Here is an 18,146-nt window from a genome sequence, read left to right as displayed (position 1 = left end):
GATGTGCTCGAACGAAAGCTTTAGGGCCAGTTCGGAAACGGACGCTGTTGGATAGGGTCACGCAGCGGCCGCCGGGCCATATTAGAGACGGCAACGGGTAAAGGCTGCGCAGCGCAATGGTGGCAAGCTCCCCGCAGCACCGATGCTGCTTCAAGGGATATCCAGCCGGACTGTATGATCAAACTGCGTAAAATCTGGCCCTGAACGGGGACGCTTTGGGCAGCACTCAGTTCGCGACAGGAGTGCAGAACCTAGGGCCAAGAAACAAATTGGGGAAAACCACTTCAACTATCAAAAAAGCCCTCAAGTTTAAGACTTGAGGGCTTTCTACGGTTCCGACGGCAGGGCTCATAGATTCAATCCTAACGAACTGAAATTAAATGATATTCTCGGCGTGAGTCCTGATCGGATCCACTGTGTGCCACAATCGATTTACTGATTTATGCCAGTACCCAAGAAGTTTTTTCATCAAGCCGTTGGAGGAAGTCATTCTGCCCAATTGGTGTATGGGTGGACCCACGGTTCTATACGGCTGTTCAAAAACCGGCTGGCTCCGTACGGTTTTCCTATTGCACTGATCACTCTCCGCGCTCCAAGCGCACCGAAACCTTGTAGGTGGCAGTCTCCGTAATCAGCACATAATCACCTTCTTTTGCTTTCGACGCTTCAAAGAAGCGCCGTACCCACCCGCGTCCTCGGAAGATGGCTTTGGATCCATCAATATCGATCAGGATCGGTTGCGGTCCGCCCCAGTCAATCTCAATCTTCCGTGGAGCTCCATAAGATTTATTTTTCCTCCAATCACGTTGGTCCTTTGGAAAGGTGTTCAAGAACTTTGAAAGATTGATATGATTTCCGTACGTTCCCACCTGTCAGGCGTCTCCGGCCAAGCACTCTAAAATTGCCCTCTGGCAAAGGTGGTAAAGGAGCATTTGCCGACCTGCTAATGGCGGGTTTCGTAAAAGGGCGTACCACCTCTGTTGGGGATCTGCTTGAACAAGGGGCATCTGCGTTTGATGCAGCGGTCCCGATACTCTCGCAACGCCTCAAAGGTGAGATGGCTGAGCGCGAAGTGCGCTCGATCGCTTATCATATGAAGGCCGCCCGCTTCCCAGCCTACAAGGATCGCTCTGGCTTTACCTTCGCGGCCAGTGAGATCAACGAGGCCCTCGTGCGCCAACTGCATCGTTGCGAGTTCACGGACGCGGCTGAGAATGTCGTCTTGATCCACTGCTCGGCAGGGTATGCGCAGCATGCCCGAGAGGGGGCGGTCCTAGCACGGGCAAATCGCACGTCGCGGTCGTGCGATCCGCACGCCTTCGGCGTGAGCCTTGGCGTTCAGGCCATAGAACATCACCGCAAGCGCGTGCGCTTCTTCTCGACGGTCGAACTGGTCAATACGCTGGAGCAGGAAAAGGTTCAGGGCAAAGCCGGGAAGATCGTTGAGGCACTGATCAAGGCGGATTTGGTGATCTGGCCCTCCCGGCGGATTGCTACGCAATCGCCTGCCGGGTGATAGACGAGCTGGGCGATCTGCCTTTCAGTACCTCAGGCGGTGCTTTGTTGTTCCACCTTCTCAGCAAGCTTTACGAGCGAACCAGCGCTATTATCACCACCAACCATAGCTTCAGCGAAGGAGCTCCAGCCTTCGGTGGCACCAAAATGACCACTGCCTTGCTTGACCGACTTACCTATCGCGGCCGCATCCTCGAGACTGGAAACGGCAGCTACCGTTTCAAAGCCAGTTGCGAAACCGCGAAACAGAAACGAAAGGACACACCAGCTTTGACCATATCATGACCAACAAAGCATAACGACTGAGCGGATTAAATCTCTGTAGCAATAATCGGGTCAATTTTAGGTGACAGCCAACACATGAGGTTCATCTTGCCGTTTTGTGGGCCGGCCAGCAAGAACCTGAACGGCTACATCCGGTGGCACGAGGTGCGACTGGCGGGGCTTCGACCCGCGGAGATTGTCCGCGCATCGTAAATCTGGTGGCGTGGCAGAGGTCCGCTTCGAGCCCTGTTTATTGACATTCTGCAATGCAGCTAATTTCTACTGACACGAGAGAGCCAAAAACCTTCAACAACTGCTTGAGTTTTTAATGGGGTTTTTGGCAGCCTAAAAACGACCCTTCTCAAGCCGTTCCAGAAAAACGGGTTTATTGAGCGCTCTTGAGTGGGAGCACCGCGGAATACCTTACCGTTGAGCTGGTAGTCGCCTGCACAAATCTGGTCTATGTGCAGGATCTTGACGACGCGTCGGCTGAGGTCGCCGTAAGCGTGTAGCTGGATGACAGCGCCTTGACCCTATGCCGCCTAAGCAGGTCACGGATATCAAACACCGACTCGCCCATCTTGATCCCAAGAGCCAATGCAGACGTTAGAGATCGATTGGTGGGGTGCAGGTGCTACAATCCCAGCCGCTCGCTTTCGTAATCACATAGCACGTCATAGAACAGACAAGCGCTGCGAGTTGATTGTTGCCTTGAAGTGTTTTGTGCGAGTATGCCAAGAAAAAATTGAAACAAAAGGAAAGAGGTGACCATGCTGAACTTCGCACGATACGCATTCATTTTGGCTCTTGGCGCCGTCGCGCCCCAAGCCGTGTCCGCTGCCGAACCGGTGAAGGTGAAGGTTTTCATCGGGACCATGTTCGAGATTGGTGAAAACACAGGCGATCGGGCGGGCGAGTATCAGCACTGGTTCGAGAAATACTGGCAAGGTGCCCAACTCATTGCAGTCCCGGGTGCACTGCGGGGCGTCCATTGCAACGATGATAGCGTATGCGGTTCGGTTCTTGGGATGGGCAAAGTTAACTCTTCCGCTTCGATGCAGGCCATCCTGCTGAACCCACACTTCGATTTCTCAGAAGCCTATTACGTGCTTTCAGGTGTTGCTGGGACGCCTCCATCGCGCGGCACAATCGCGGACGTAAGCTGGGCAACCTGGCTGGTCGACTATGACCTCGGCCATCGCTGGGCACCCGAGGAAGGTATTGCCGACGCGCCGGTTTTCATTCCCCGCAAGGGATATGAAGCCTATCGCTTGTTCGAAATGAACCCCGCTTTGGTATCTGCGGCCGTTGACCTTTCCAACGACGTTGAGCTTCAGGACTCGGAGTCGGCGCAGGCTTACCGGATGCGGTATCCCGATGCTGCGGCGCAGGCTGCGCCCTCGGTGAAGACTGGAACCCACATGACCGGCGATACCTTCTTCCATGGACCAGGCCTGTCGAACGAAGCTCAGTATATCGCGAACCTTTATGGGGCGGATGATTATCTGATCACGGAAATGGAAGCGGCGGCCTTGGCTTTGGTCATTAACCGCACTCACGGTACGGAGCGGATTCTCAGCCTTCGCGGCGCAGTGAACTTCGACCAGGGCCACCCGAACGAAACCACGCAGCAGCATCTTGATCCCGCCCCGGGGGAAACGGCGGGTGGTTTCGCTGAAACCGTTACCAACATCACTCTTGTAGGTGCGCCGGTGGTGGATGCGATTGTGGCGGATTGGGACAACTGGCGGACAGGCGTTCCAGCACGAACACACAACTGAACGAGCTCTTTTCAAAGTGTGCGGGCAGGCAGGCGAGATAAATTTCGCCTGCCTGCATTAGGCTTGCACTGTAGTTGGAACATACAGTGGAAAAACGCCAAATGGCCGTATTGAAGCCTACTTTGGCGCGATAGCCACTATTATACGCTAATTCGTGACAAAGCGAATGTCAGCTTCGTCCGCACAACGAATCTAAAATACCTTTAACGCCTTATCTTTTATCTGCAGGTGCGGCGAAGGTCGGCTGTGAGCCTAAACCTACACAAGGTTGCCCCGCCATGCTTTTTCATGAAAGTGTCGTCAGTAGCTAAAATTTGAAGGGGCCGTTCTAATGCAACAACATGATGTTCTGTTTAATTCGTTGGAACTGCCTTGCGGTGTGATCCTGAAAAACCGGATTGCCAAATCTGCAATGTCTGACTCATTGGGCGACGGCACAGGCATCCCCACCGCTGAACAAAATCGACTCTACCAACGATGGGCCGATGGTGGTCTGGCCGTGTCGATTATCGGGGAGGTGCAACCCTCTCCCAACTTTGCCGAAAAGCCCGGAAATCTTGTGTTGGACGTGAACTCTGACATATCAAAATTCGAGGCTCTTGCGGAACACGGCAGCGGAAACGGCGCGCTATTATGGCTGCAACTTGGACATGCTGGTGCGCTCGCGTATCGCCCAATCAGCAATCCGAAAGGGCCAAGCGCACTCGACTTGCCCGACCTGCAATGTGAAGGGATGTCGCTGGATGAAATTCAACAAATTCCTTTGGACTTCGCCAAGACAGCAAAGTTGGCGCAACAAGCAGGGTTTGGTGGCGTGCAAATCCATGCGGCGCATGGTTTTCTCCTCAGTCAATTCCTGTCGCCGTTATTCAACAAACGCAGGGATGGATATGGTGGGACAATCGCAAACCGTATGAAACTGTTGCTCCAATCCATTGAAGCAGTGCGTGAGGCAGTCGGTCACAACTTTCCTATTGCGGTAAAACTCAACTCCTCGGATCAATTGGTCGGCGGACTTGATGAAGATGATGCTCTTGAGGTTGTCGCGGCTCTGGACGCCTCCTCCGTGGACCTTATCGACATTAGCGGTGGGACCTATTTTCCCGGCGCGAAAGCTGCCTCAGATGGTGCGGGACACGGGCCGTATTTTATCGAGTTTGCCAAACGTGCAAGAACCAAAACCTCCAAGCCTCTAATGCTAACCGGCGGTTTCAAAACACGCGCGCAGGCAGAAGACGCAGTGATGAGCGGTGTGGTTGATATCGTGGGCCTCGCCCGTGCACTTGTTCTTGATCCGAGCCTTCCCAATCTGTGGATGGAAAACCAGATGCCAGAACCATCCTTTCCAAGATTTCCGGATGTGCCAGAAGGCGGGATAACTGCTTGGTATACTATGCGGCTAACAGACATAGCGGCTGACAAAGAAACAGACGAAGTTGGCGACCTTACCCGCGCGATACGCGAATACGAAGTGCGCGACGCTAAACGCACAGAAATCTGGTCACGCCACTTCGAGAACTGAAGCAGGTTGAAAGGCTGAATGTTGGGCGACGTAGGTGTCGCTTTGTCTGCACAGCGGACATCGAGCGTGTCAAAATACTGCGCCCTGTTCCAACGGCAGCTTTCGGGAGCTTAGCAAGTCGGATTTTGCTAGGCTCGAATGTCCGGTAAGGGCCGTCTTACCTTTGCAGTGTCACCTGAAGGGCGAACATGCTGCGATCGATCTAACGGCCGAAAAGATCCCATACGGTAATATGCTGCACGGTCCACCAATAATCTCTTTATAAACGTGTGGAAATTGCACTACAGACTTAAGAGTACGAGCGATGGTGATCTTCAGGAATAGAAAATGGATAAAGCTTGAAGCAGTTTGCGAAAGAGCTTCGCATTGATTTTGTCAAAGGTCCTGTCGCCCATCGCCTTCGGTTTGGCGGTGGTCGTGGTCAAGACTTAGCCAAGGCAATGGGGCTGCGGGAGGGTAAAACGCCCATGATCGTTGATGCGACAGCCGGATTGGGGCGGGACTCGTTTCTTTTAGCGTCTTTAGGTGCGCAGGTCACTTTGATCGAACGCTCAGAGGAAATGCACTCATTGTTAGTTCAAGGCATGAAACGCGCAGCAAGAGAAGGTGGCCAGCTTCGCGAAATTATTGGCCGCATGACACTTTTGAAAGGCGACGCCCTGAATTTGATCCCTGAATTGTCTGCCGAAGCAATTCTGATCGATCCAATGCATCCTGAACGGAAAAATTCTGCACTGGTGAAGTTAGAACTGCGTCAAGTTCGCGAAATCGTGGGCACGGACGATGACGCGGCTGATCTTGTACGATTGGCGATCGCACATGCACGTAAACGCGTAGTGCTAAAGTGGCCGGCTAAGGCTGACCCTCTTGAGGGTGTTCAGAAATGCACCCATCAAATTATCGGTAAAACAACACGATACGATGTTTTTATGGTCGGTTGAGTGGGGCTCGGCGCAACAGTGGAAATCAGCATATTTCTTCTGCATATCCGGCCATGCTATACAAATGAAGTTGTGGCTGTTATCCCAGCCAGTGCCAAGAGTTATTGCAATTTTTACAAGAAAGTTGATGGAAATCACATGCAGGTTAGTGTTCGCGACAACAACGTTGATCAAGCCCTCCGGGTCCTAAAGAAAAAGCTCCAAAAGGAGGGTGTGTTTCGTGAAATGAAGCTCAAGCAGCATTTTGAGAAACCTTCCGAGAAAAACGCGCGTCAGAAAGCGGAAGCGATCCGTCGTGCTCGTAAGCTGGCACGTAAGAAATTGGAACGCGAAGGATGATCTAATTCAAAACTTGCTGTTGAATAGGTAGCCACGTTGTTCGATCGCGGCGGTGGTTTTTCCTATTCGATGAGTGTTTTTGATATCGACAGTCCAAGTTTTAGAATGTCCTAAAGCGGACTTTGCTGCGACCAAGGGAACAACCGCTTTGTCTGTATTGATGACCTCCAGCCAGCCCCAGATGCTGCGCCCCGTACGTCGGCAGCTTTGGGGAAGGCGGCCTATTGAATTTTACTAAGCTCAGAAGTCCGCTCAGGGCCATTTGCTGCCCGTTTGCGTTTTTACGAATTTCGTAAAATTGGGCGTCGGCATTTGCTATGTAAGTGGCAACGCATGCTATTGGCGCATGCTGTTGCCAGGCGTTCAAAAGTAAGCGGTACACGAGTTTAGTCTCGTCAAACGTGCTCTGATCGAGCCGTCATTCAATATTGCTGGGAACATGGACATTGTTGCGATCGATGGCAGCACAAATCCCTACTGTGTTTTTATCGAGAAAACTATGATCGATCGTCCGGTTATCAGAAAGCGCTGACGACTATTAGTTTACACTGAGCAAGGCCTTTTCAACAACGTTCCCCTCGAAGTTAGCTGTCAGAACGAATCTGCGATGCGTTCCGCGTCCAATACGATTCACAGGGGATTATCGCTGCTGATGTTTGTATTTTGGCGGCGACACGCGCATCTTAGGCGAGTGAATAGAAAGACAAAGACCCCCAAACATCTGCCTCAGCATCCCTTTCAGTAAAACCAGCAAGAAAAGTGGTCAAAGCCAGAGTCCTGAGAATACAACTATCAGCCCCCCCGCGCAGAGTGCAATCGTCGGGAAGGGCCGCCGCGCTCCGATCAGACCGGACGAGAGCAATGTCAGACCCAAGGCCAACCGCGCAGCCGCCAAAAGAGCTGCCAGTGGGGCGTCTGAGAGCCGCAGTATGTCGGGATTGGCGACCATGCCCAACGGAATGATATAAAGCCCAATGCCAAGTGCCATTGCCGTCAGCGCGACCTTCAACCAGTTCTCGCCAATCATCCCTGCCGCAATGAACACCGCCCCGCAGACTGGGGGCGTGATCGTCGACAAGAGTGCGAACCAGAAGACAAAGAGATGCGCCTGAAGCGGTGAAAGGCCCAGCTCAATAAGCGCAGGCCCGGCCACTGAGACACAGATCACATAGGCAGCTGTGGTCGGCACCTCCATCCCCAAGATTAGGCAGGCCAGCGCCGTCAGCAGCAAGGACGGCCAGAGAAGCCCACCCGACCCCTCCAAAATGAGCGAAGTAATTTTCACGCCGAGGCCGGTGATCGACAGAACGCCGATAATGATTGAGGCACAAAGAATGATCGACGCGATCAGTGAAACCTGGCGTGCGGCGTTCAGAACCGCGCTTGCCAATCGGCTGGCGATCTGACGTGGAAGGAAGGTCAGCTGCGCATTGAAGAACAAAAGCACCGCCGCCGACAAGATCGCCATGGCTGCGGAATACTCAGGTGTGAACTGCGCAATGAACATCCCCCACAGAAGGACTGAGAATGGCACGAGGAAAAACAGTGACGTGATTACCACGTCCCGCAGGGCGGGGCGATCCGCCTCGGCAATACTCTCGAGCGAAAAGCGCCGGGCATAGGCGTTGATGCCCACCCAGACCGCCACGAAATACAGCAGCGCCGGTAAGGCTGCGGCGGCCATAATGCCAGTGTAGGGCACGCCGGTAAGCTCAACCATGACAAAGGCACCGGCGCCCATCAGGGGCGGCATGATCTGCCCGCCCGAGGAGGCCACGGCCTCCACCGCTGCGGCAAGGCGTTTGGGATATCCAAGCTTAGTCATTGCGGGCAGGGTGATCGCGCCGGTGGAGGCGACATTCGCCGAGGCAGAGCCAGAGATCGAGCCGAACAGCGCTGACGACAAAACCGAAACCTTCGCCGCGCCGCCCTTTAATCGGCCTGCCGCCGCCGCCGCGACATTCATGAACCCTTGGCCCGCTTCTCCAGCGTTCAGGACAGCGCCAAAGATCACAAAGATCGCCACGACCGTGACTGATACACCGGTAAGCGAGCCCCAGATGCCGCCCTCGGCTATGGTCAGCGTCCCGAAAAAACTTTCAACAGGCGTGCCAGAATGCCCGAACTCGCCGGGTATATACTGTCCAAACAGCCCGTAGAGCAGCGCGAGTGTCGCCACCAGCGGCAGCGGCCAGCCGATCACACGCCGGGCCGTTTCCAGCACCACCAAGAGCAGCGTCACCGCCACCGCGAGCTGAAAGTTGCTCTCGATAAATCCATATTGGTCCCCGAGCACATTGCTGTTGAACGCCACCCAAAGCGCTGCGGCGATGCCCAGTGCTGCAAGGATACTCCCCGTGATCCGCCGCATGGGCGAGCCTGCGTCAAGGATCAGGGCGAAGGGGAGGATAAAGACCATATGCAGCGGCCTGCTGATAAGGTTCGGCACCAGACCTGAGAACACCAGTGCCAAGTGATAAGCGACCAGCGCGATCGCGAGCGCGATCCAGAAACTCGCAGCCATACGGCTCTCAGGAAGGTTTGTCATGTGGGGGAGGTCCGGCCTTGAGTTGGGGCAGGGCGGCGCGGAAAGCCCGCGCCGCGCACCATGTTATTGCGACGCCTTTGTCGCGATCCCGGCTTCTTCGTAATAGCGCAGCGCGCCGGGGTGCAGCTCAGTGGTGATGTTGGTCATCAGCTCTGGCGTGACATTGCCCCACCAAGGCGACGTGTCGGCCATTTTTGCCTTGTTCTCCCAATAGGTCTTGGTCAACTGATAGGCAGTCTCATCGTCCATCTTTGTGGTCGTGAAGGCGGCAACGGGCAGGGAGGTCGTGGTCACATCCTGCTCTTGGCCCGCATAGGTCCCCGCAGGAATGACAATCCGTGTGCGTTTGGATTGCGTGATCTGCTCATCGTTCAGCGAGATCACATTGACGGGGGTCGAAGCCGCGGCCTCAACAACATTGGGCGCCGGAAATGAGCCCGCAGTGACGAAGCCATCGATCTGCCCATTCTTCAGCGCGGCCACGGCGTTGCTCAACTCAGCATCAGCAATCTCTACGCTGTCCGACAACCCGAACATTTCCAGATACTTCGCCCCCTCGGTCGCGCCGAAAGACCCTTTGCCCAGCAAAATGCTTTTGCCCTCGAGGTCAGCCATCGACGTGGCTTCGCTGTCCTGAGACATCACGACATGCATGGTCAGTGAGGGGATCGGGAAGAGGGCGCGAATTTCATCAAAGGCCGGGGCCGTCTTGCCTTCAAACATCGCCTTGCCGTCTTGGGCCAGCCCGACAAGCGATGGCGGGGTGGTAAAGACATAGTCGGCACCGCGCGCACGCACTTCCATGACGTTTTGAACCGAGCCTTGGCTCTCTTCTACCGTGACTGAAATGTCTCCGCCGCTGCCCGCTTTCATGGCTTCGGCAAGCTCCACGCCCATTTGATAGTAAGATGTGCCCGATTTGGCAGACTTATACGTCACGCGGGTCTCTGCGCCGGCCGCGCTGCCCAAAAGCCCCACGGCGAATGCCGCGCAGATTGTTTGTCTCAATGCATTCATGGTTTTTCCTCCCTCAAACCCAAAGGCGTACTCTATTCCCACCTACATAGGCGCGGGAATGCCTCCGTGGGACTTTGTGGCAGCAAGCTGTCGTATTGTCGAGAATGCGGTTTCGCTGTTTGATCGGACGTGAAGTGCGGATTGCGAACATTGGATGCATCCGCACCTACAGCTGTTTTGAGAACCTTGCTACCTTCGCCGCGACACTTGCATATTCTGCATTCCGCCGTAATGCAGCGCAACGTAGGTTGAAGTGGCGCGCAACGGCTGGCGCTAAGTACCAGGTTGCTAAGACATCGGCATGCTGAACATTCAGTCTCACAGATCATCTCGATCTGCCAACGCAGTCGCAATTTGCTTTGCGAGCTCTGCTTCTCTCGAACCGAAAGCCGGATTGCCACGCAAGTAATTTATCGTGCCGAGAACCGAACCGTCACGGACGATCGGAACATTCAACACAGCATTAAGACCAAGCCCCAAGATTGTTGCGTGATCCGTGAAGGCCCACCTGATATCAGCGGCACCGAAGCCGTTATTGACTCGTCGGTCAATCAGCACCTTTTTCCCCATTCCGTATCCCGCTTGGGTTTGCGCCCGCTGACGGGGTAGCTACCAGGAAGGGTAGAATGAAGCCTTTCCACCTCCATCGTTTCAGCGTGGAATCGCATTGCGGTGAAAAGTTCGTTTGCGACTGCACTACCGCAGAGATCAAAGGCCATCTGCAATGGTGTATCCTGAGCCGCAATGCGTTTGCAAATGTCGGCATTCATGGTTTCGCTCCAGTTTTGGCCGTTCCCGCGCGCCGTGGGTCCGCGACAGCATCCGCATGCGAAATGTCGCGTAAGGCGATGCAAACCCCGCCCGCCATCCAGGTTCGGGCGGGCCATTGTTCAAGGTCGTGTCCGCGGGCACGGAGGCCTTCGATCAAATTCTCCGGCATGTCGGCCTCGAAGAGCACCTTGTTGGGGTGGACGTCATGCGGCGCAAAGCTACCGGGGAATGCATAGGTCGCCACCCGTGGTGCCTCAACGGCTTCGCGCGGCGTTCGGCCCAAATCTAACATGCCTATCAATACCTGCGCCATGGCCTGCACTTGAACGTCCCCGCCGGGCGTACCCATGGCAAGCCAAGGCTGTCCGTCCTTCAGGCCAAGAATGGGGTTCGGCGTCAGCCGAGGCCGCTTGCCAGGGGCGAGGGCATTAAGGTGACCGGGAATCGCACGGCTCTGCGACCCGCGCGAGGAAACCGACAGACCCGTGCCGGGGATCACGACGGTATCATAACTTGGATCGCTCGGGGTGGCGGAGAAGATATTTCCGGCGCTGTCGATCACGCTGACATGAGAGGTATCTGCGCAGCCTGCCTCGAAGACCGGGCGTTCGCCCGAAGGGACCGTGGCAGGGGCCGCGGGTACGGGTAGTGGGTCGGAGGTCTCATCGATGCTCCGCAAGCGGTCGAAGATGAAAGCGGGGTCCAGCAGCGCCTCCGGGGCGATTTGCATGAAGCGGGGGTCGGTGACATGCGCTTCGCGATCGGCGAACACTCGTTTCAACACCTCGATCAGAAAATGCAAATTGATCTGGTTTCCGTCTCGGGCAGCGTCCGGGCCGGCTTGTTCCAGCATGGCAAGCGTCTGCGCCATTGAGATGCCTTGACACCAGGCACCGCAGCAGTGGACCTGTGCGCCTCGAAAGTCGATGGCCAAGGTCGGCTCCTCACGCACCTCATAGGACGCGAGATCCTCGGCTCGCAGAAGGCCGCCTTTGTCGGCATGGAAGTCGACGATGCGCTGCGCAATCGGCCCAGTGTAAAATGCAGCGCGTGTGGCGGCCAGCCCAGCGCGCCGATCGCCCCCCTCGGTACGGGCGGTACTCCAGGTCGTCTGTATTGCGTCTTCGCGTTGTGCGGCAAATTCAGCTGCTGCAAGGGATCTTTGACCAGTTGAGAGACGCGTTTTTCAAATGCAGCGATTTCAACCCGTACAAGTTCGCTCAGCAGCGCTTTGAATGTGTTCTGGTCCATGGTCGGACACCCCCGTGCATAATCGTAGGCAAGGGTGGTCATCGCCGTCAGGCGAGCCGAGATATCCCTTGCTTCGGAGGGAATGTCGGTAGGTAGCGAAAAAACAAAAAACCGGTTTGATTTAGAGTTTGAATCGAAAGGAAGCCTACGTCGAAAATAGTATTTCTCAGCGCGCTGCTCGAGATACGGGGTGCGATGAAGATCGGTCACGCTGCGACTCCGGTCTGACTCTGTGCACATGCTGTGCACGCGATGTGACTTTTGGAGTGCACCGAATGTGACCAGAACGAGAAAAGGCACCCCAAGGGGTGCCTTTTTTCCTATAATATCAACGCTGTGCGAGGATATTGGCTCCGACGGTAGGGATGGAAGCCCATGTCGAAGCTGTTGATTTGAAAAGAAAAAATGGCACCGACTCCGAGGGAGATCCGGTCCGACTCCACAATGTGACGAGAGGGTTGCCACCAAAGTGATCCAAAAGCAAGCCCGTCCGAAAGCTCATTCGAAATATGTCATCAACGGACTGTCAGCTTAAAGAAATTGGTGCCGAGCGAGGCAGTGCCTCGCTCGGACGGAACCATTGCCGACGCAAATCTTGCGGCTGCTGTTAGCATGGAACACGCCATGATCGGCAGACATATAGATCCGTCGTTTTGATCGATAACAGCGGTTGCAAACCTGCCGTTTGGTGGGTGGATCATGGGCGACATTATGGGCCGTTTGTGATTTCGACATTGAGGGTGGAAACCGGACTTTCACTGCGCCCGCAAACAAAATTGATCCACCTGAATAAAGCAGAATCTCGGGGTTGCGACGCGACATTTTTCGGGTGCAGGCGCGGCGAAGGACTGGTTCGAGCCGATGCTCATCAGTGACGATCTGCGCAGCGAACTTGCGCCTTGGGTCTACAAAGCCAGGATGCAGCTTGTCAGCACATTCATGAACTCACTCCGCGAAAGACTAAGCGCAGTCTGCCACCAGGCGGAATGCGTCAGAGTGATCGGCGGGGGGGGGGGGCGTTTGATGCCAGTCCCCGACGAGGCCCCCCGCGTGTCGGGAACCGACGCACCCCAGGGGTTCGGAACCTCCACCCGCCTGACGCGTTGCAGCCCTATACAGTTTTAAGAAATCGGCTCGGCCGGAGGGGGATTTTCGCGTGGCGGAGAACAAAAGCTCAACTTGGGATGTAAAGACAATCGGGGTCGCCGCGGCGGCTGTCGTGGGGTGGAGCGCCGCCATATATGCATTCACCGACAATGCAGAACTCCAGAAGCAGACCGACCGCACCATCTCGCGCCTGCAAAGCGACATCATCACGCAGCAGGAAGCAGCCGGAAGCGTCGAGGAGTTGCAGGCGGAGCTCGCATCGCTGGAACCGGAGATCCAGTCCCTGCAGGAACAGCGCAACGGCATCCAGTCAGACATCGACACATTGCAGCCGAAGCTCGACGAATTGAACGTGCAGCAGACCTCCATCGAGGAAACGGTGGCGGAGAAGCAGCAGCAAAATAATGAGCTGGAGCAGCAGATCTCGTCGATGCGCGAAGAAATGGCCAGCTTTGAATCCCGCAAGGTCGACATCCAAAGTGAAATCGACTCCCAGACGCAGGAGTTGACCGACATAAATGCCCGGGTCGAGGAAGCTCGGGCGCGTGAGGCCGAAGTTCAGGAAAGCCTCGCAACACTTAGTGAGGACAACGCGCGGCTCGCCGAAGAAGTCTCCACCGCCGAAAGCGAGCTCCAGTCTCTGACGGCGCTGGAAACGAATTTGAGAGACGAGGTCGCAACGCTGGAAAGCAGCCTGAACGACATGCAGGCCCGGCAGACGGAGCTTGAGCAGAGTGTCGCCAGCCTGACCGAGCGGAAGGCGGCACTGGAAACCGATGTTGCTGACGCCCAAGAGCAGCGAAACGAAATCCAGAAAATCGTAACAGATCTTACCAGCAATGTAGAAGAACGCTCCAACAAGCTGTTGGAGATTGAAGAGCGGATCTCAGCCGCGGAAAACGGTCAAAGGTCTTCTGCGGGCGGCAACGACAGCAACGGGTTGGAAGACAGTCATTCGGGGGGCGGATCATCCGCCACGCGCGAGATGCAAGGCACGCAGGAGAATACTGGCAACGGCGGGGATCTGGACGCTTCCAAGGCGGAATCTTAGAATTCAAACTCCTCCGGGCAGTCCGCCGCGGAGAACGAAGGAGAGGGCACGTCGTCCGACGCCGAAGGTGAGGAAGCTGACGACGTATCCGACAGCGACATTAACGACAGCGCCGACTTGGTAGATTCGTTACAGGAATCCGGCGGCCTCCCATCCGACGACCCGTCAGAGGCCGATAGTCAAAATGCCGAATCCTCCGGCCCATCATCGAAAGATAGGACGCAGAGAGCAACATCGAGCAGCGATCAGCAGACTGACGCAGCGACCAAAGGCGCGTCGAGTGATACGTCCGTGATCGAGGGCATCGCGTCTGACACGTCATCGTCGACGGAGGCGGAAAACCAGAACGCCGAAGGCGAATCTGCTGGTACCGATACTGAAACCGAGAGTGAGAACGCCGCCGGAACAACTCAGAAGCCAAGGAAGGCCGATAACTAAACACGGATACTCACGCGCTCGGCGATCTGAGCTTGTGGCGCGATACTTGCGTTAATCTACCAGCAACATGCTGCCTACCAAGCAAAAAAGATGCCGATGGATATGCGCAGCAAATATTGCGAAAATTTAAGGTTTAGGCACATAACTAACTGCGGCCCAACGGGCCGCAGTTAGTTATGTGATTCAATTGGTGTCAATTAAGACTACAGAGCAACCTCCCACCGCGCGGAATGCGTTAATCATGCACTAACGGCCGCTTCGACGGGCCGCACCGCACCATCCGGGGTGGTTGCTGAAAGTCGGCTCTGGGCCGTTTGCGAAGATAAACACAAGGGGCGGAAACCGGCCCTTCGCTGTTGTTGTGAGTCTTGGAAAGTTGCGTCTCAAAGCGGACACCTACGCCTGCACGACTGTCGATTAAAAAATAGTCAAAAGTCACTTGATGCGGCCGTGCCACGCCAGGGTTGATGTATTTAATTGGCGAGCAATAAAGACACCCTTCAGTCCCCCCTTGGGTGGCAGCCCAATTACGCAGACTTTGGGGAACTCGATTTACTGACAGGCACCCATATGCATACTTTTCAGGATGGAGGTCGTCATGGGACTAACCCTTTATATGAGGTCATCCAACCAACGCTCTACGGCGCGTCCGACGAGGATGGGGGGTATGCCAGCTCTACGGGCGGCCAATGCGTCCGTGCTCGGATTGTCTCCGATCATCACGGCGTTGCGCGCATCTACGTGCCCCAAGGCTTTCAGGAGCAAGTCTGGCTTTGGTTTGCCGATGCGAATGATCTGCGAGGGGGTATGACAGGTTTCGAGAAGGCGCAGCAGCGCACCGCTTTCAATGGCGGGACCGGTGTCGCCCGGATGAGTGATGTCGTCATTGGCCAAAATGACGGGGCAGCCGTTGGCAATGTGAAGAAGCGCCATTTCCAAGCGCTCAAGGGTTAGGTCCGTATCTCGACAGATGATCACGGCGCGCGGCTCTCGGTGGCAATGAAATAGGCTGCAATTTGCTGCGGCGGTGCGCATACGCGTATTGGCCAGTAAGAACATCGGCCCCGCGCCAAAATGTGCGGCCGCCCATGCCAAAGCTTCCTCGCCTGCAAGGAAAAACTGATCGGGGCGCAGAGGCATGCCCAAGCTTTCCAAGCGCGCCTGTAAGCTGGCTTTCGTGTCCGTCGAATTGTTGGAAACCAACGCCAACCTATCGGAAAAGCGTTCAACAAACGCGCACGCCCCAGTGAGAGCACGGGAGCCTGAAATCAGGCACCCGTCAAGATCGCAGAGAATTCGCTGTGCTGAATGCACTCGCGCCTTGTCATGGTGGCGTCCCTCGACCGCTTGTCGCACCTGCTCGTTCATAGGTCTGTGAAACCTTCGTGGCGCATGTTCAATTGATAGGCGCGATTGTCTTCGCCCTCTGGCGCGGCGAGGGAAAAGCGTGGCGACGTGTCGGCGAATTCACACATATGTGCGACAACGAGACCCTCGGAGAGCAAGACAACACCATATGCGGGCTGTGCCAGATCACCCGGCACATTGGTGGTTTCTGGATTGAGATCCAACGCAACCTGATGGTTCAAGCCGCGCATGCATGAAAACGAAACGCCCCGCCAATTGCCATAGATTGGCCGATGCACATGGCCGAAAAACAGATGTTGGATGCGGTGCTTGTGGGGGGCAATAACATTATGAAACGGTTCGGCATCTTGCATCATGATGTTGTCCATTGCCTGAATGCCAACAGGAAACGGCGGATGATGCATGAACAGTAAAACCGGCTCGTCCGAGTGTTCGAGCTGCTGTTTGAGCCACGCCAGACGCCCTGTGCAATATCCGCCTGCATGTGTGCCCTGCAATTTGGTGTCGAGACAGATTGCCTTATGATGTGGCGTCTCAAAGGTGAATTGCACAAACCCAGACGGATCGCGTGGCGCGTCAGGAAAGGTGTGTTTGAAGGCGTCGCCGTCGTCGTGATTTCCGACCATCAGATGGACTGGCATAGGAAGGCGGCGGATTTCGCGCGCGAATGCGGCATATGCGTCTGCATCGCCCCAATGTGTCATGTCTCCCGTCACAACCACGAAGGCCGCGTCGGCATGGTCTTTGATGATGCTGTCCACGGCGCGCGACAGGCGGCGCGCGGGGTTTGCCCCATATAGCAACCGGTTGCCACCGATCACATGGGTGTCAGTGAGGTGAATGAATTTCATTGCGTTTGTCATAGCAGACCCTTTGAAGAGCAAAGCGCAGGACACCATCAGTGGCGTCCTGCGAAATCGCGATTTAGTTGGCGGGCAAAAGATCGTTGACCTGTTCAACCAACGCCTCTTGCAATTCTTCCATGTCGTCGGCTTCGCCTGTGGCGATCATCTCAAGGCCTTCATAGATCACCTGAGTGATGGCCAGACCGTTTGCGCCCGGATAGGCCTGCCAGTCTCGCAGAAGGGGCAGCTGATCTACAGCCGTGCGCTTGTTGGCATTTTGGTCATAGAAGTCCGCCAAGATAACGTCGTTGGCCGCTTGGTTTGGGGGCATGTAGCCCGTCGTTTTGGCAACCTCTGCCGCGCCTTCACCAGAGGTGATAAAGGTGAGCCATGTCCATGCTGCGGCGAGAACGTCAGGGTCGTCAGATGTCGACGTTAGCATCGCCGCGTTGCCGCCCGCGGGTAGGCCTTTGGGTGTGCCTGTGAGGCCGGGAAAGGCTGCTGTGGCAAAGGTGAAATCACCTTTAGCGCGTTCAACGCGGCCAACTGACGACGTCGACGTAAAAAGCATTGGCAACTTACCCGCAGAGAAAGACGCAACGGCTTGGTCAGACGTCAGGTTCTTCATCTCACAGCCGTCAACAATGGATTTGACAGTTTCGAGTGTGATGAGCGCCTCGGGGCTATCGAGCGTCAGCCGGCCATTTTCAACCGTGGCTTTGTCTTGCGTCCACATCAAAGACTGCAAGAACCAGTTCCCCGTGATGGCCCAATCCCAATAGACGGGGTTGTTCGAGCCGTCTGCAATCAGTTTTTGGCAGACACCGATCATGTCTTCCCAGGTTTTTGGCACCTCGCTCACACCGGCGCGGGCCAACGCATCCATGTTGTAGTAGCCAACGGGCAAAGACACAGCGAAGGGCAGGCCATACACGTCGCCATCAAAGGTCGACAGTTTGAGCATCGCGGCGTGGTAGCCGTCTGTTTCAAAGGTGTCTTCTTGCGCGATGAACGGCGTCAACGACTGTGCGATGCCTTTCTCAACGAGGATCTGCTGGCGGTTAAGGCCCTGCATGGTGACATCGGGCAAATTGTCCGACACAGACTCGCGCAGGATTGTGTTCGTGCCATCCTCATAGTGTTCGTATGCGGAACGGAACTGAACCTCGATGCGCGGATACTTCTCTTTGAATTTCGGCAAAATGGCATCGAACGTCACGTCAAACGCTGACGCGTAAGGGTATGCGAAGTCAATGGTGACGGGTTCTTGGGCCTGTGCAATATGCGTCGTGGCAGCGACCAAAGCCATTGCGCTGAGGGTGGTACGGATCATTCTTCTGTCTCCAGTTTACAGAAGGCTCTGGCGGGGTGAAATGTCACCAGAGCCG

General features: G+C 55.5%; 13 protein-coding genes and 1 pseudogene. 6 read left to right on the top strand and 8 right to left on the bottom strand.

All coding sequences use genetic code 11. The annotated features are described in order from the left end of the window. Positions 1-578: 578 nt before the first annotated feature. Positions 579-830, bottom strand: coding sequence for a hypothetical protein (locus tag E5180_RS15800; protein WP_206338728.1), 252 nt, complete (start codon positions 828-830; stop codon positions 579-581). 116 nt (positions 831-946) lie between these two features. Here E5180_RS15800 and E5180_RS05355 point away from each other — a divergent pair. The 5 genes and pseudogenes from E5180_RS05355 to rpsU all read left to right on the top strand — a co-directional run bounded on the left by E5180_RS05355 (position 947) and on the right by rpsU (position 6,362). Then, a pseudogene (locus E5180_RS05355) lies at positions 947-1,800 on the top strand (ATP-binding protein). A 749-nt stretch (positions 1,801-2,549) separates the two neighbouring features. Further along, positions 2,550-3,560: a purine-nucleoside phosphorylase gene (locus tag E5180_RS05350; protein ID WP_138923482.1), complete on the top strand. Its 1,011-nt coding sequence runs from the start codon at positions 2,550-2,552 to the stop codon at positions 3,558-3,560. Between the two features lie 331 nt (positions 3,561-3,891). Further along, positions 3,892-5,082, top strand: coding sequence for an NADH:flavin oxidoreductase/NADH oxidase family protein (locus tag E5180_RS05345; RefSeq protein WP_138923481.1), 1,191 nt, complete (start codon positions 3,892-3,894; stop codon positions 5,080-5,082). Positions 5,083-5,420: 338 nt separating this feature from the next. After that, complete coding sequence (locus tag E5180_RS05340) at positions 5,421-6,023, top strand: class I SAM-dependent methyltransferase (protein WP_138923480.1); 603 nt, start codon at positions 5,421-5,423, stop codon at positions 6,021-6,023. 138 nt (positions 6,024-6,161) lie between these two features. Next, positions 6,162-6,362: a 30S ribosomal protein S21 gene (gene rpsU / locus E5180_RS05335; RefSeq protein ID WP_040700433.1), complete on the top strand. Its 201-nt coding sequence runs from the start codon at positions 6,162-6,164 to the stop codon at positions 6,360-6,362. Positions 6,363-7,125: 763 nt separating this feature from the next. Here the strand turns inward: rpsU and E5180_RS05330 are convergent. The 4 genes from E5180_RS05330 to E5180_RS05315 all read right to left on the bottom strand — a co-directional run bounded on the left by E5180_RS05330 (position 7,126) and on the right by E5180_RS05315 (position 11,713). Then, on the bottom strand, positions 7,126-8,910 hold the full coding sequence (locus E5180_RS05330) for a TRAP transporter fused permease subunit (protein WP_138923479.1): 1,785 nt from the start codon (positions 8,908-8,910) through the stop codon (positions 7,126-7,128). 63 nt (positions 8,911-8,973) lie between these two features. After that, positions 8,974-9,927, bottom strand: coding sequence for a TAXI family TRAP transporter solute-binding subunit (locus E5180_RS05325; RefSeq protein ID WP_138923478.1), 954 nt, complete (start codon positions 9,925-9,927; stop codon positions 8,974-8,976). A 318-nt stretch (positions 9,928-10,245) separates the two neighbouring features. Next, a complete protein-coding gene (locus E5180_RS15875) occupies positions 10,246-10,497 on the bottom strand; it encodes a GAF domain-containing protein (RefSeq protein WP_254700534.1) in 252 nt (83 codons plus the stop codon). A 196-nt stretch (positions 10,498-10,693) separates the two neighbouring features. Next, complete coding sequence (locus E5180_RS05315; RefSeq protein ID WP_254700568.1) at positions 10,694-11,713, bottom strand: gamma-glutamyltransferase; 1,020 nt, start codon at positions 11,711-11,713, stop codon at positions 10,694-10,696. 1,392 nt (positions 11,714-13,105) lie between these two features. Between E5180_RS05315 and E5180_RS05310 the strand changes: the two genes are divergently transcribed. Further along, the gene (locus E5180_RS05310) at positions 13,106-14,107 is read left to right on the top strand and encodes a hypothetical protein (protein WP_138923477.1); all 1,002 of its coding nucleotides are present in this window, start codon (positions 13,106-13,108) and stop codon (positions 14,105-14,107) included. 1,050 nt (positions 14,108-15,157) lie between these two features. Here the strand turns inward: E5180_RS05310 and E5180_RS05305 are convergent. The 3 genes from E5180_RS05305 to E5180_RS05295 form a co-directional block, all read right to left on the bottom strand. Next, positions 15,158-15,913, bottom strand: coding sequence for an HAD-IIA family hydrolase (locus tag E5180_RS05305; protein WP_138923476.1), 756 nt, complete (start codon positions 15,911-15,913; stop codon positions 15,158-15,160). Beyond that, entirely contained in the window at positions 15,910-16,764 is an 855-nt protein-coding gene (locus E5180_RS05300; protein ID WP_138923475.1) for a phosphodiesterase, read from the bottom strand. Before E5180_RS05300 ends, E5180_RS05305 begins: the two co-directional genes overlap by 4 nt. 73 nt (positions 16,765-16,837) lie before the next feature. Beyond that, positions 16,838-18,091 carry an extracellular solute-binding protein gene (locus E5180_RS05295; protein ID WP_441351436.1) on the bottom strand — a complete coding sequence of 418 codons (1,254 nt, stop codon included), beginning with the start codon at positions 18,089-18,091 and terminating at the stop codon, positions 16,838-16,840. Positions 18,092-18,146: the final 55 nt, after the last annotated feature.

This window comes from Sulfitobacter sp. BSw21498, from assembly GCF_006064855.1.
Lineage (GTDB): Bacteria > Pseudomonadota > Alphaproteobacteria > Rhodobacterales > Rhodobacteraceae > Sulfitobacter.
This window is presented reverse-complemented; position numbering and strand designations above follow the sequence as displayed.